Origin of the sequence: Trichocoleus sp. ST-U2 (genome assembly GCF_039961875.1) — a bacterium.
In the GTDB taxonomy this organism is placed as follows: domain Bacteria; phylum Cyanobacteriota; class Cyanobacteriia; order Cyanobacteriales; family FACHB-T130; genus FACHB-T130.
In genome coordinates, this window is the sequence record NZ_JAMPJY010000037.1 from 13,319 (window position 1) to 26,444 (window position 13,126).

Below are 13,126 nucleotides of genomic sequence, written 5' to 3' on the forward strand. Positions count from 1 at the left end.
ATTGAACAAAGCACAGAAATGGAAATCAACGCCACTCTTAAAAGCTGGTAATGGGGAATCGGTCATCGAAAATGGGTTTTTACCAATTTCCAATTCCCAATTCCCGATTCCCTAAAGAGCGATCTTTAATCGCGCCTAAGTGCAAATTCCAATTTTTAATTTTTGAATGCGGTTGGCTGACCTTCGGAGTATTTTGCTACCTGTTGGGAGATTTTCGGATTGTACAGGCGTAAGTAATTCCAGTAGTTGCCAAACACATTTTTGACATAACCCTGCGTTTCATCAAAGGGAATGGCTTCGACGAATTCATCTGGATCGCTGACTTTTTTGCCTTGGAGCCACTTTGACAGATTACCAGAACCGGCATTGTAACTTGCGATCGCTAACATGGAGTTATTTTTGTAGCGATCGTGAATTTCATCCAGATACCAGGTGCCTAATTTAACGTTGTCGTTAGGATTTTCCAGGCTATATTTCTTGAGGCCAATGTTTTCGGCAACCCATTTACTGGTTTCCGGCATCACCTGCATTAAGCCAACCGCACCGGCAGTGGAACGGATTTTTGGCTCAAAGCGGGATTCCTGTCGGATGACAGAGATCACGAGCAAGGGATTGAGTTGACGTTGTTGAGACCAGTTTTCAATTGCTTCGACATAGAGAGTCGGATACAAAGCCTGCCAGTAAGCAATTTGTTGTGTTAGAGCTTTGTACTGTGCTTGCTCCTCCGGGTTCTCACGGTCTTCTAAGCTGGAGATTTTAGCAATTCCTTGCAAGTGGTCTCCCATATTGAGCCGAAGCAAACCATCGGTAAATTGTTCTGCCACCGTTGGGTTGACCCGGTTTTCAAACTCCGCTTGCCAGAGCCTCCAGGCATCTTTGCCTTGACCCATTTGGTAAAGTTCTTGTAAAGCAGCAGAACCCACGGGCAATGACGGTCGCTTGGCAGGCCATTCTACTTTCGGATCTCGCTGACGCACGCTGTTAAAGTCTCCCACATCCCAGCCCAGCATGACGGCAGACCGCCAAGCATAGTAAGACTGGGGATACTTCGCCACGACGTTCTCAAAAGCAGCTTTCGCCTCCTGCTTGCGTCCCAGCTTGTTTGACCATTTACCCACCCAAAAAGCCGCCCGACGAGCTAATTCGCTATCAGGATTCTGAGTGGCGATCGGCTTGGCGATTTGCAGCGCCTCTTGGTAATTTCCACCACGCGCCTTCGATTGAGCCAATTTCCACCGATATTCTGCCGCGGCATCGGTATTGCCATATTTGGTGAGTAATGATTGACGCGCAGCAGCTGCGGATTCGGAACTTTTGAGACTATCGAGAATTTTCGCTTCTAATAGGATGGCTTCGCCAGCTCGGTCGGGGAATTGACTGATAACTTGGTCGAGATAAGGAACCGCCTCGATAGCGGGACCGATTTTGGCGATCTGGATGAGCGCGGTTGCACTTTCGTCAGCATTTGGGAAGTCTTGCACCACCTCTTTATAAGCGCGGAGGGCTTTAACTTTCTTCTCGGCGAGATCGAGTCCCCTAGCGACCCGGTAGGCGTTGTGGGGGGTGCGGGGGGCTTTGGCATAAGCGGTACTGGCTTGACCGTATTTCCGGTTTCCCCAGTAGCCTAAAGCGATCGCTTCCCATACTTCTGGCTTGAGTTGCTCTGCTGGCAAACCTATCAACTTATCTAGCACTGAAGTAATTCCTGGAGTGTCAAAGGCATACTTTGCCAGCGACACCATCAATTTTGCTTGGTTGGGATTGTCTTTGAGTAAGGCGTGGGCGATTTCCAGACTACGGGGATGACTGGGAAATTTCTCAACGGCTTCTTCCCAATATTTCGGTTCCGTCTTCCCCAACACATATAAAGCTTCGACTGACACGGGATCTTGAGAATGGTATTTTAACAAACCTTCCCAAGCTGCCTTGGCTTTTCGGGTGTTGCCGGTGAGTTCGTAAGCTTGCGCTCTCCGAAGAGCAATGTGTCCGTCTAGGACGCGATATTCAAACTCTAATCCTTTTAACCATTCCAGTGCTTTTTCTCCCTGTTTGGAGGCAATCAGATCGCTTGCTAGGAGATAACGGGCGCGGCTGCGGTCGAGGGATCTTGGCCCTGTGGCGATCGCTTCTAGTTGTGATGCCCGCTTTTGTGGGGGTAGCGAGATTAAAGACACAATCGCAGAGTTGTCGATCTGATTTCCCGACATCAAGAAACTGCCGTACCCATGCATCGGCACCCAGCCAACTACTTTTTCCAGCCAGACGCCATACTTAGTTGGCAAAAAGGTGGCTCCCAAAAGGATTGCGCTTAGTCCCACACCCGCAGCGATCGCGACTTTGTTTCTCCGTCTAGATTGATAGGGGCGAGAAAAACTAAACTGTGACTTTCTCCGAGCAAAAATCGAGCGTGACTTCCTCATGTAACCTCCTGGCGGCGGACATTGCTCTCTCCATCTGGCATTTCAGTAACGTCGATTTCGTTATTTGCTTTTTCCAGATGGAAGACCAAACTGGTCGTATTATTGACAAGCCATCCTTCTAATAACTGGCGGCTCGTTGACTCTTTATCGCTAATAGGTAAAAATCCTTTAGAGAAAAAAGAATGGAAGGAAAGCGTGACTGACACGCCGCGTTTGCACTTGAGGGAGATCCCCTGGCATTTGGATGATTTAAGGAAGCGATGGAATTGACCAGCATTCTAAATTTGAGCGATGAGAAGATCGCGAGTATTTTGCAGCCCCTGATTTGAGAGCCTAATTTTAAAGTTGGTAGCCGTGCCATCATACGCTTGGGTTCCGGTAGCCTGATTCGCGGTCATCATGCTTATGGAACTAAACAATAAACGTTGAAATTAGACAGCTCTTACAAAGCAGCCGCGGCTTGTGCCCGATTAATGAATGAAGCACAAGCGCAAAACTCTTTGAATTCGCTGGTTATTGGGTGATACAAGCTCCCGCGCTGACTGCTTTACTCAGCAGCCATTGACATGGAACTCTATCTAAACCAGGATAATCGATTTAAGCGAACAGCCGAAGATTAGTGATCCCCGTCAGTGGGCGCGAGGAAATTTTAGGCAGCAAGCGATCGCTTCTATGAGAACAACGGTGTTCAAAATTGATTAACACAAATTCATGAAAAATTTATATTATCCCCTCACATCTGGGAGAAAATCCCCCAACAGAGAGTAGACACGCGGATGTTTCAGCAATCACTGGATAGCCGCAGATATTACCTGCTAGAAGCTGCCCAGAAATGCTTAAAAATTCTTCAAGTTTTCAGGATATATGAAACTTCTTGCAAAAATGACAAAGCCAGACGAGAGCAGGCTAAATAAAATTGTGCTTTTACACGATTTAAAAGATTTTTGCAAGAAGTCTTTGATTAATTTTTGAGTGCAGTTGGCTGACCATCCGAATATTTGGCGACCAACTGGGCAACCTGTGGATTGTACAATCTAAGGTAATTCCAGTAGTTCCCAAACACCTGTCTGACGTAGCCTTTAGTTTCCTCAAAGGGAATTTCTTCGACAAATTCATCAGGATCGATAGATGGCCCTTTCTCTTTTAGCCATTTCGATACATTACCGGGACCCGCATTGTAACTGGCAACCGCTAACAAGGAATTATTGTTGTATTCCTTGTGGGTAAAATCTAAAAACCAGGTACCCAGCTTCACGTTATCGTTGGGATTTTCGGTGTTAAATTGCTTGACGCCAATTTTATCCGCCACCCATTTGCCGGTTCCGGGCATGACCTGCATTAAGCCAACTGCACCCGCAACCGAACGAATTTTTGGCTCAAATCGGGACTCTTGCCGAATCAGGGCGGTGACAAGCAGGGGATTGAGCTGGCGCTGTTGCGACCAGTTTTCGATAATTTCCAAGAACGGGAACGGATACAAGGTGTGCCAGTAAACTGGTTGTTTGCGGATTGCTTTGTATTCAGCTTGCTCTTCGGGTGTTTCTCGGTCTTCTAGAGTCGAGACCAGGTTCATTCCTTTCAGGTGGTTGCCCAATCCCACCTGCATGATGCCGTTAGTAAATTGTTCGGCAACGGTTGGCTGCATCCGGTTCTGAAATTCTGCCTGCCAGAGCGTCCAAGCATCCCATTTTTGACCGAGCTGGTACAATTCCTTCAACGTTTCAGACCCAGAGGGTAAGATGGGATGCTCGTCAGGTCGCACCACCTGCGGGGACAATTGACGCACGGTGGTAAAGTCACCAACGTCCCAGCCCAACAAGACGGCAGATCGCCACGCATAGTAAGACTGGGGGTATTTTGCCAGGACGTGTTCGTAAGCGGCTTTTGCATCCTGCTGACGCCCTAGTTTGGCGGCCCATTTGCCGACCCAAAAGCCAGCTCTGGGAGCCAATATATGATTGGGGTTTTGGTTGGCGATTGGTTGCGCCCATTGCCAAGCCCCTAAGAAATCCCCTAGAGTCGCCTTGGCTTGGGCGACTTTCCAGCGGTATTCTGCCGCGACATCGGAACTGCCATGTTTAGTCAGGAGCAATTGACGAGCTTCTGCGGCTGATTTGTCGCTGTTGAGACGATCGAGGATTTCGGCTTTGGCGAGGAGTGCCTCACCGGCTTCGTCGGGAAATTTGCGGATGACGATGTCGAGATAGGCGATCGCTTCCGGTGGCTGGGATGATAAAGAAGCCAGACGCCTCAAAGCGAGTCCGGTTTCTTTGGCATCGGGAAATTGCTGAATCATCTGTTGATAAGCAATTTTCGCTTCGGTTCGTTTCTCGCCCAGATGGAGTCCGCGCCCAATGCGGTAGGCGTGGAGGGAGGTGCGGGGGGCTTTGGCGTAGGCTTGTCCGGCTTTGCGGTACTGACCGTTTTCCCAATAGCTATAAGCGATCGCTTGCCAATCTTCTGGCTTGAGTAGCCCTGTACCTTGCTGTTTGAGCGCCGCTTCCTGCAAAGTCACCAGCCGATCCAGAATCGGGAGAATGCCGGGGTCGCCTGGAGCATTTTTGGCTAAATGTAAGAGTAATCTGGGTTGATTGGGATTCTTACTCAGGGAAGAACGCACAATTTCCAGGGTGCGCGGATGGCTTTTGAACTGAGCGATCGCTTGTTCTCGATACTTCGGATTCGTTTGCCCCAACACAAACAACGCTTCTGCGGCGACCGGATTATCGGGATAACTTTCGAGTAAATTCTGCCAAGCTGCGGTAGCTTTTGCTTTGTCCCCGGCAAGTTGGTAAGCTTGGGCGCGTTTCAGGGCGATGTAAGGGGCAAGAACCGGATAGTCTGCCTCCAATCCTTCCAAAGACGCGATCGCTTTTTTAGGCTGCTGTTGTTGGAGCGAATCGTTCGCCAACAGATAGCGGGCGCGATTGCGTTCTGGGGATGGGGTGCCATTGGCGATCGCTTCGAGTTGTGCGCCCCGCTGTGCCGCCGGTAGTGACGCCAATGGCAAAACATTCTTGGATTGGCTCCCCGGATTCAAAAGGGTTTTATCGGGGGACTGACCGTTCGGGGTTAATTTCTCCAGCCAACTGGTTAATTGCGGGACTGACAGCGTTGCTCCAGCGACTAGCGCTAGTAGTCCGGCTCCAACACTTAGCAAAATTTTATTTTTCTGTGCAAGCTTTAGCATCGATCCTTATCCTTACCAACCCAAAAAGGGCAACAACCTTGTATTCCGTTAGTACCGTCTACAGAGAATCCAACGCAGCTCCATCGGAGGGGTTTCTTGGATGGGAAACACGTCACGTCCGCTCGTCCAGGATACAAACCAATTAGTTGGGGGCCATGCCTCTTGCGGAAGGTGAGCGCGCTCATAATCAAGCACAGACTCATCTGACAGCATTTCCAGAGGTAAGTCCTCCATCGCTCGCTTCAGCTCCGATCGCGTCATGATATACGATGCCGCTACCTGTGACATTTCCCGCACCCGATCGTTTGGCTCATATCCATCCACAGCTAAGAAGAGGTTGAACAGCAACAGACCGCTACCTTGGATAACATCGCACATTTTCGCCAAGAGTAAGCGGACTTGATCGTTATCCCGGAAGTGAGACACCACTTCCGCCACAATTGCAAATTTGTAATAAGCGGGTCGCATTCTCACCAGGGGGTCGAGGATATCACCCTGGATGACTCGAATCGGTAAATTTTCCGCCACTGCCGCATTTAACACTTGTTCCGCCAAACCAGGAGTCAATTCTAAAGCATCAACCGGATGGCCTTTTCGCGCCAAGGGAAGGCTATTGCGACCTGTTCCTGCTCCCACATCAAGAATTGGGTTCCGAGCCGGATCTCTAAATTGGGCAGCCGTTGCCATGACTTTCGCGTCTGGGTGACTACCAAATAGGGGCGGCTCTCGGTTCTGAATCCACTGCTGGTACTCCTGGGCAACCGATAAAATCCTGGTTGAGACGTTACAGGTGAGGCTATTTAAGGAAGTAGGATCGGGTTGGTACTGAATGACTAATCGAGCATGAGGAGAAGCCAGAAAACCTTCTTGAATATTAGATGCAATCAAATCGCGCAATTTTTGCAGTTCTTCAGGAGAGAGTTGGCGACCAATCGCCTCAAACAGCCGCACTAGCCGATTGAGTGCATAATCTAGCATTGATGGCACGCAGGGCATCGTCAGTTCACCGCGGGCAGAGGAATGATGATTAAACTGTCTCTGGAGATCTTGCTGTAGCACGCTCGGATCGGGGCGGGCTACCGACTGGTTGCTAGGAACTGGCGCATTGGATGGCGACGAAAGAGGTTGGGGTTCTCCCCTAGCTTTTGAAACCATCAATCCGCTCCTAAGTCCAATCGGAAAAACTGTATTCCTATAAAGTGTATCTACAGGGGACAAGTTACGCGGGTGGGCAGACGAGTCTTGTTGATGATTTTTAAGCAATACTGTTACAGGTAGTGCTTTAAGGTAAGAGCCGGGGATGGATATTCGAGCGATTGATACGCCGCGTTTGGACTGGGCTGGGGACGCTCTCGCCCTTGGTTTTTTTGAGGATGCGGTAGAGGTGACAGACGATTTAGCGGTGCTGGATGAGAAGTTTGCCGGTACGCTGAACGAACTGATTGCAGAAACAGAATTTAAGGGAAAAGAAGGGAGTAGTGCCGTCACCCGCGTGGGTGCGGGTAGCCCGGTTCGGAAAATTATTCTGGTAGGACTGGGGAAAGCAGAGGCTTTTCAACCGGATACTCTGCGGCGACTTGGTGCGGCGATCGCGCGGTTAGCGAAGAAGGAAAAGAGTAAAATCCTGGGGATTAGCCTGCCGGTGTGGAATCAGGCACCCGATGCAACGGCTGGCGCGATCGCTGAAGGGATACTGCTAGCTCTTCATCAGGATAATCGCTTTAAGTCAGAACCGGAGGATAAGGAGCCGCAGCTAGAGCGGGTGGATTTACTCGGATTGGCAGGTCAGGAAGAAGCCATTAATCGCGCTCAATTCCTATCTTCGGGGGTGATTCTGGCGCGGGAACTGGTTGCTGCACCGCCGAATGAATGCACTCCCATAACGATGGCTCAAACCGCACAAGCGATCGCGTCTAACCACAACCTCCAGTTGGAAATTCTGGAACAAGAAGAGTGCGAAAAATTGGGCATGGGGGCGTTCCTCGGTGTTGCCAAAGCTTCCGATATGCCCCCTAAATTCATCCATCTCACTTACAAGCCAGAAGGAACACCCCGCCGGAAAGTGGCTATCATCGGCAAGGGTCTCACTTTCGATTCGGGTGGTCTAAACATTAAGGGCGCGGGTAGTGGCATCGAAACCATGAAAATGGACATGGGAGGTGCTGCGGCTACCCTCGGCGCGGCGAAGGCGATTGGTCAACTCAAACCAGATGTTGAAGTTCACTTTATCTCAGCCGTCACTGAGAATATGATCAGCGGTCACGCCATGCACCCAGGCGACATCCTCAAGGCATCCAATGGCAAAACGATTGAAGTGAACAACACGGATGCGGAAGGTCGATTGACTTTAGCCGATGCGCTGGTATTTGCGGAAAAGCTCGGCGTTGATGCCATTGTCGATTTAGCCACCCTGACGGGTGCTTGCGTCATTGCCCTAGGCGATGATATTGCTGGGTTGTTTACCCCCGATGACACAGTTGCTCAAGAGTTGCTGCAAGCATCGGAAAAGGCAGGGGAAAAGCTGTGGCGGATGCCGATGGAAGAGAAATACTTTGAAGGCATCAAGTCTCCGATTGCCGATCTGAAAAATACCGGCCCTCGTCCGGGTGGTTCGATTACGGCTGCCCTCTTTTTGAAGCAGTTCGTCCAAGAGACACCTTGGGCGCACCTTGACATCGCCGGTCCCGTCTGGGCAGATAAAGAGAACGGTGTCAACAATTCCGGTGCTACGGGTTACGGTGTCCGCACCCTCGTCAACTGGGTCCTGAGCCACTGATATCTCCGAGACATCCCGATTATCCAGGGATTGGTAATCGGGAATGGTGAGTTGTCGTAGGGACACGGCATTGCCTGTGTCCCTACGACAACTCCATCACTCATTCGTTCCCGTCTTTTGTTTTTTGCTTTTCACCCTCAACAGCTTGTTGAACAGCAGGGCTATCGAGAATCTCTTTTGCCATATTCATAAATTTCAGGCTGTCTGGATGAACGGTGCGCTTGAGCTGCGGCACTGGTTCTGGCTGTGACTGAGATTGTTCCGGTGTAAATTTGCGGTTTTCTGAATTCATCAAATACTTGCGCGACCTACACCCCAGTTTGTTCGGGATTGAGAACTGAGCCAAGCAAGAGAATGCTCAATACTCAGCACATTTTGAGGGGAGAAGCCGCACCCTCCAACTCAAAGACATTAAAGATTTACTTTTCCAAATATTTTAACGGAACGAGCCTAATTAGGTCGTGTCTCCCGCCAGGGTGAAGTAGACGGCTTGCCGTGTCCCACGTCCAGGGATTCGCTAATTTCTGCTGTACCCTTGGAGTCGGTCACTGCTGAACCCGGACTCACTGCCAGAGGATGCCTGCGGGCTACCCCCAACACCACGAGAATTTAGGCAATTTATCTGCTCGCTCGCCACGGTGAAGTATATGGGTATACCCAAAGGCTCGATTGCCGAATCCCATTTATGTCTTATTACAGATGATATTACGTGCGCATCTCTTTAAGATATGGACTGACGATAAAAGTCGTTTTTGGCGAGCCTTTTAATCTAACTTTATCTAAACTTCACAAGAGTCCCCACAAAACCCGGAAATTTAAAGCTTGAGTAAAGATACTTAACCCATGTGTAGATGAGTTCGTAAGTATTGGGTAAAATCTTATGAAGCTTTAAGAAAGTTTTCCGTAAAAACCCCGATCCAATGGTGTAGATTTAACCAAGATAACTGAGGTTGACTGCAACGAGAGAGCGATCGCTTAACCCAGCAACCGCTCCGCTGTCAGTCTACTTAAGTATTATCGCGGGGAAGATTTAGTAGGCCTCCTACAAAGCTTGACGTACCCCACGCCATTCAGGGGACAGTGCAAGAGCAGTAGGTACTACTAATCTGCATCGTTTTGAAGTTGGTGTTCTCACCCAAGCTCTACTAACACAACATCGGCATCTATCTACTCAAAAAACCGGTCAAAACTTATGGTTGACGTTACAGTAGCCATTCCCACCTTTAATAGTGAAAAGCGTTTACCCGAAGTTCTCGATCGACTCAGAGAGCAGATCAACACCGAACACTTTTCGTGGGAAATTATTGTTGTTGATAACAACAGCACCGACAAAACCGCAAAAATTGTTCAAGAATATCAAGCCAACTGGTCAGAAGTTGCTCCGCTACACTACACGTTGGAAGTTGAGCAAGGAGCTGCATTTGCTCGCCAACGGGCTGTTGAAGAAGCCAGAGGCACTTTAATTGGCTTTTTAGATGATGACAATCTGCCTGACTCTAACTGGGTTGCTGCTGCTTATGCCTTCGGTCAAGCGCATCCAGAAGCGGGTGCCTACGGTAGCCAAATCCAAGGAAATTTTGAAATCGAGCCACCTGAAAATTTTAAAAAAATCGCTTGTTTCTTGGCATTAGTGGATCGAGGTGCGGAAGCCAGCCTTTACGAACCACGCAAGAAGATCCTGCCTCCAGGGGCAGGATTAGTGGTTCGCAAGCAAGCTTGGCTTGCGAACGTGCCTAAGCGCCTCGTCCTCAATCACAAGGGGAGAGAAGCTAAGTTAGCCAGCGAAGATTTGGAAGCCACATTGCATATTCAGCGCGCGGGTTGGGAAATCTGGTACAATCCCGAAATGCGTGTTTACCATCAAATTCCCCGCTGGCGATTGGAAAAAGATTACCTAATTTCTCTCATCCGTTGCGTGGGTTTAAGTCGGTATCACATACGGATGCTCGGTCTGAAGAACTGGCAAAGACCTGTAGCTTTTCCAGCTTACCTGCTCAACGATCTCCGCAGACTAATGCTCCATCTGATTAAATATCGAGGAGATCAAAGAGATTTGATTGCGGCTTGCGAGCGGGAACTACTGTTATCTAGCTTGATTAGTCCCTTTTTCCTTTTCAAAAATAAATACTTAGAACTTGGACAAGCTAAAATATTTGGCTTGAGAGAAGACATTAATTCTTTACCGGGACTGGTAGATCGCAAAGTATCTACTGCCCCATAAGAAAGGTTGGTTAAATTTAAAATTGGACTGGAGACAACAATTAGCCGTGGGGGTTGACGCTAGCTCAATCCACGGCTACTCTGAAGGCAACTTCTGAACCCCAATCAGGGCTGGGCTTGTAGATATGTCTAAGGTAGACTTTACTGTAGCAATTCGCACTTACAACGGGGAAAAGCTTCTACCAGCCGTTTTGGAGCGATTGCGATCGCAGGTAGGCACCGAGCAGATTTCTTGGGAAATTGTTGTCGTCGATAACAATAGTACTGACAACACCGCCAAAATCATTCAAGAATATCAATCTAACTGGCCTCAAGCATATCCGCTCATGTATTACTTTGAGCCACAGCAAGGCGCAGTGTTTGCAAGACTACGCGCCATTAAGGAAGCAAGAGGTACTTTTATTGGTTTTTTGGATGATGATAATTTTCCGAACCCAAATTGGGTAGCAGCAGCCTACTCCTTCGGGAAATCTCATCCAAAAGCGGGTGCTTTTGGAGGCCAGATAAAAGGGGAATTTGAAGTTTATCCGCCAGAAAACTTTGAAAGAATTCAATCTTTTTTGGCACTGAAAGAAAGAGGTTCAAAACCTAATCTATACGACCCGGAGAATTTAAGCCTTCCTCCAGGAGCCGGATTAGTTGTCCAAAAGCAAGTGTGGCTAGACAACGTTCCCGCTCAACTTGTTCTTCAGGGACCAGTTGGGTCATCCTTGGCAGCCAAAGGAGAAGATTTTGAAGCGCTACTCTACATCGGACGCGCTGGTTGGGAAATTTGGTACAACCCCGAAATGTGTATTTATCATCAAATTCCCAAGTGGCGGCTAGAGAAAGATTACTTAATCACCCTGATTCGGGGGGTAGGCTTAAGTATTTGTCAGCTACGCATGATTAATGCTAATAATTGGCAAAAGCCAATTATTATTACCAGAATCCTTTTAGGAAACCTGCGTAGAGCCATTCTTCAACTAATTAAATATAGAGGTAAGTTGAAAACTGACCTGGTTGCTGCTTGCGAAATGGAATTCTTCTTAAGCAGTTTAGTGAGTCCATTTTATTTTTTGAAAAAAAGTATGCAAATGAAATTTCTAACAGGGAAAAATTAGTAAAAATACAAGAATTACAACTAAGTAGTTCGAGGAATTTTGTTAATTGATTTTATTAAGCTCATAACCGTTGACTTTTAATAAGGTTCAATTAATCAAACGAACGTCTATTGAACTAAACTTGACATAGACGTGCTAAGTTTCGCCTGGTTGAACTGGATTTTTTAAAGGGTAGCTGCATCAACCATGTCAATTTTCAAGAAAAAAATCAAGGTTTTGCTCTATGGAAATGTACATGGAGCTTATCGTTGCGAAAATTTGATCAAGTTTTTGTTGGATTCTGGATACTATGTTTCCTTCGTCTATCCAGACTTTTACCTCCGAGGAAGAGGAAGACAAACCTTTTTTGCTCAGTTTATCCGCAAAGTTTTCTCTAAATTTTATCTCATAGAGCTTTTTGTAAAAGCAGCTTTGACAGACGTAATCTACGTATTGCCAATGAGCGCTAATTTTATTCAAAGTGCTTTGTGGGTGTCAAAAATATTTAAAAATAAAGTCGTCATAGAACCATATATATCGATGTATGACACTTATGTAAGAAATAAAGATGACATCCAAGAAGGAAGTAAAGCAGCCAAAGAAATATTGAAAAAAGATATCCTAGCGTTTACAAAAACAGATTATATCATTCACCTGTCCGCTTATGAACTTGCTTACTGGGCAAAAGTTTTAGACGTTGAACTCGCTCAAAATAAAGTTTTTATTGCTCCTTTATTTACCGAATCTAGACTAAGCCTTAAAAGACAATTTATGGGGGATGGTATCCTAAATATCTGCTGGTGGGGAACAATTCTTCCTCTACACGGAGTAGATAATATATTACAAGCTATGAAAATTCTAAAGGAAAAAGAGATACCGTTTACTTGCAATTTATTTGGTGCTTATGGATCTGGATATGCAGAACGGTTTCATGCCTACGAAAAGAAAATCAAGGAAGAGGAACTAAGCGATCGCGTTTTTCTTAGAAAAGATTTAAAGTTTTCTGATGGCTCTCTACCTAAATATTTAGTAGAAAATTGCGACCTAGCCTTAGGTGTATTTGGTAATAACGAAAGGGCGCGTAATAGTGCAACCCCCAATAAATTAGTCGAATCCCTTGCAATGGGAATACCAACCTTGAATATGAACTTTCCTGGTTTAAAAGAATTCTTCGACCCAGAAGTAGACTTTTGGACTTGCGAACCGACAGGTGAATCAATCGCTCAAACAATTCTTACGATCGTCAATGGTACAGCCCCTCCTGTGGACTGGGAACAGACTCGCCTGAAAGCGTTGAATACTTTTAGCCTAACTCGATATCAGGAGGTTGTGACTAAAGTCTTAGATAAAGTTGAAGATGACTTGCAAAGAGAATAGGTGTCAAATATATTAAGTAGCCAGTACATAAAATTACTTAATATAGATACGGGTGCGAAGC

Annotated in this window: 9 protein-coding genes; 4 read left to right on the top strand and 5 right to left on the bottom strand. The window is 47.2% G+C overall.

All coding sequences use genetic code 11. The features are described from left to right. Positions 1 to 155 precede the first annotated feature (155 nt). The 4 genes from NC996_RS20850 to NC996_RS20865 all read right to left on the bottom strand — a co-directional run bounded on the left by NC996_RS20850 (position 156) and on the right by NC996_RS20865 (position 6,765). Positions 156 to 2,420, bottom strand: coding sequence for a transglycosylase SLT domain-containing protein (locus NC996_RS20850; protein WP_190684288.1), 2,265 nt, complete (start codon positions 2,418 to 2,420; stop codon positions 156 to 158). Further along, the gene (locus NC996_RS20855) at positions 2,417 to 2,626 is read right to left on the bottom strand and encodes a hypothetical protein (protein WP_190436084.1); all 210 of its coding nucleotides are present in this window, start codon (positions 2,624 to 2,626) and stop codon (positions 2,417 to 2,419) included. Before NC996_RS20855 ends, NC996_RS20850 begins: the two co-directional genes overlap by 4 nt. Positions 2,627 to 3,381: 755 nt before the next feature. After that, positions 3,382 to 5,610, bottom strand: a complete 2,229-nt coding sequence (locus tag NC996_RS20860) for a transglycosylase SLT domain-containing protein (RefSeq protein ID WP_190684292.1) — start codon at positions 5,608 to 5,610, stop codon at positions 3,382 to 3,384. Positions 5,611 to 5,658: 48 nt separating this feature from the next. After that, positions 5,659 to 6,765, bottom strand: coding sequence for a class I SAM-dependent methyltransferase (locus NC996_RS20865; RefSeq protein ID WP_190668189.1), 1,107 nt, complete (start codon positions 6,763 to 6,765; stop codon positions 5,659 to 5,661). Positions 6,766 to 6,910: 145 nt separating this feature from the next. On the opposite strand from NC996_RS20865, the gene NC996_RS20870 reads away from it, so the two are divergent. Then, positions 6,911 to 8,386, top strand: coding sequence for a leucyl aminopeptidase (locus NC996_RS20870; RefSeq protein WP_190684295.1), 1,476 nt, complete (start codon positions 6,911 to 6,913; stop codon positions 8,384 to 8,386). Between the two features lie 100 nt (positions 8,387 to 8,486). Here NC996_RS20870 and NC996_RS20875 read toward each other — a convergent pair whose 3' ends face one another. After that, positions 8,487 to 8,678, bottom strand: coding sequence for a hypothetical protein (locus tag NC996_RS20875; RefSeq protein ID WP_190428861.1), 192 nt, complete (start codon positions 8,676 to 8,678; stop codon positions 8,487 to 8,489). A 900-nt stretch (positions 8,679 to 9,578) separates the two neighbouring features. On the opposite strand from NC996_RS20875, the gene hpsE (NC996_RS20880) reads away from it, so the two are divergent. The 3 genes from hpsE (NC996_RS20880) to NC996_RS20890 all read left to right on the top strand — a co-directional run bounded on the left by hpsE (NC996_RS20880) (position 9,579) and on the right by NC996_RS20890 (position 13,065). Continuing rightward, entirely contained in the window at positions 9,579 to 10,607 is a 1,029-nt protein-coding gene (gene hpsE, locus NC996_RS20880) for a hormogonium polysaccharide biosynthesis glycosyltransferase HpsE (RefSeq protein WP_190412193.1), read from the top strand. 124 nt (positions 10,608 to 10,731) lie between these two features. Beyond that, positions 10,732 to 11,709, top strand: a complete 978-nt coding sequence (gene hpsE / locus NC996_RS20885; protein WP_190436068.1) for a hormogonium polysaccharide biosynthesis glycosyltransferase HpsE — start codon at positions 10,732 to 10,734, stop codon at positions 11,707 to 11,709. A 186-nt stretch (positions 11,710 to 11,895) separates the two neighbouring features. Then, on the top strand, positions 11,896 to 13,065 hold the full coding sequence (locus NC996_RS20890) for a glycosyltransferase (RefSeq protein ID WP_190684302.1): 1,170 nt from the start codon (positions 11,896 to 11,898) through the stop codon (positions 13,063 to 13,065). The last annotated feature ends 61 nt before the right edge of the window (positions 13,066 to 13,126 follow it).

What these genes read in the sequence shown, in the direction of transcription:
- NC996_RS20850 (WP_190684288.1), bottom strand. Translation starts at nt 2,420, where the DNA reads ATGAGGAAGTCACGCTCGATTTTTGCTCGGAGAAAGTCACAGTTTAGT.
- NC996_RS20865 (WP_190668189.1), bottom strand. Translation starts at nt 6,765, where the DNA reads ATGGTTTCAAAAGCTAGGGGAGAACCCCAACCTCTTTCGTCGCCATCC.
- NC996_RS20860 (WP_190684292.1), bottom strand. Translation starts at nt 5,610, where the DNA reads ATGCTAAAGCTTGCACAGAAAAATAAAATTTTGCTAAGTGTTGGAGCC.
- NC996_RS20870 (WP_190684295.1), top strand. Translation starts at nt 6,911, where the DNA reads ATGGATATTCGAGCGATTGATACGCCGCGTTTGGACTGGGCTGGGGAC.
- NC996_RS20890 (WP_190684302.1), top strand. Translation starts at nt 11,896, where the DNA reads ATGTCAATTTTCAAGAAAAAAATCAAGGTTTTGCTCTATGGAAATGTA.
- hpsE (WP_190412193.1), top strand. Translation starts at nt 9,579, where the DNA reads ATGGTTGACGTTACAGTAGCCATTCCCACCTTTAATAGTGAAAAGCGT.
- hpsE (WP_190436068.1), top strand. Translation starts at nt 10,732, where the DNA reads ATGTCTAAGGTAGACTTTACTGTAGCAATTCGCACTTACAACGGGGAA.
- NC996_RS20875 (WP_190428861.1), bottom strand. Translation starts at nt 8,678, where the DNA reads ATGAATTCAGAAAACCGCAAATTTACACCGGAACAATCTCAGTCACAG.